1 protein-coding gene is annotated in these 1,169 nt (G+C 24.7%); it reads right to left on the minus strand.

Annotated elements, in window-relative coordinates; translation table 11 throughout:
- Positions 1–152: 152 nt before the first annotated feature.
- Complete coding sequence (gene gshB / locus CEX73_RS03395) at positions 153–1,103, minus strand: glutathione synthase (protein WP_101627181.1); 951 nt, start codon at positions 1,101–1,103, stop codon at positions 153–155.
- Positions 1,104–1,169 lie beyond the last annotated feature (66 nt).

The following is a 1,169-nucleotide window of genomic DNA, read 5'->3' on the forward strand; positions in this document are numbered from 1 at the left end:
TTCCGATCTATTGTTATTTGCTTAATGTAATTTATTTGTATTAAAATAATTATAATTTAGTTTTTTACTAAGTTACTAATAATTAAGTAAATTGTTAGAAACATAAACTTGGTAATAAAATTTTTTAATATTAACAATATTAACAATATTTGTTATTTACATTTAATTTTTTGTTCAATAACATCCATTAATATACCACTAATAGATATTTTAAAAACTGCTTCTATTTCTAATATACAAGTAGGACTAGTAATATTAATTTCTATTAATTTATCACCAATAATATCTAAACCTACAAACAGTAGTCCTTTGTTTTTTAAAATTAATCCTAAATCTTGAGCTATTTTCAAATCTATTTTTGATAACTTACGTGCTTCTCCATGTCCCCCAGCTGCTAAATTACCTCGTGTCTCACCTGGTTTAGGAATTCGTGCAAGACAATATGGTACTGGATTACCGTTAATAACAAATACACGTTTATCTCCATATTTAATAGATGAAAGATAAGTTTGTGCCATACAAAAGTTTTGATTATTATTAGTTAAAGTTTCAATTATAACGAATGAATTAGGATCATGTAGTTTAATTCTAAAAATAGATTGACCTCCCATGCCATTTAATGGCTTTAAGATAATATCTTTATATTGTTGTAAAAATGTATAAAAATCTTTATTACGTTGACTGACTAAGGTATCTGGAATATGAGATTTAAACCAAGAAGCAAATATTTTTTCATTACAATCTCGTAAACTTTGTGGTTTATTAATAATTAATGTACCATCTCTTTCAGCAATATCAAGAATATAAGTAGCATAAATAAATTCTGTATCTATTGGGGGATTTTTGCGCATTAAAATAACATCTAAATCTCTTAAATAAATATCTTCATTTCCATAAAATGAATACCAATCTTCATAAGATTTTTTTACTGTCAGTAATCGACAATAAGCTTTAGCTTCTCCATAACGTAAATAAAGAGAATTTATTTCCATATAATATATTTTATATTCACGTTTTTGTGCTTCAAGTAACAGTGCAAAGCTAGTATCTTTTTTAAGATTAATGGATGTGATTGAATCCATAATTATGCCTAACTTAATCATAATTTTGTCCTAAACACTATCTAACAATAGTTATTAGTGAATAAATATTGATAAATAGTGAATAAA

This window comes from Candidatus Palibaumannia cicadellinicola (genome assembly GCF_002855795.1).
Classification (GTDB): Bacteria; Pseudomonadota; Gammaproteobacteria; order Enterobacterales; family Enterobacteriaceae; genus Baumannia; species Baumannia cicadellinicola_C.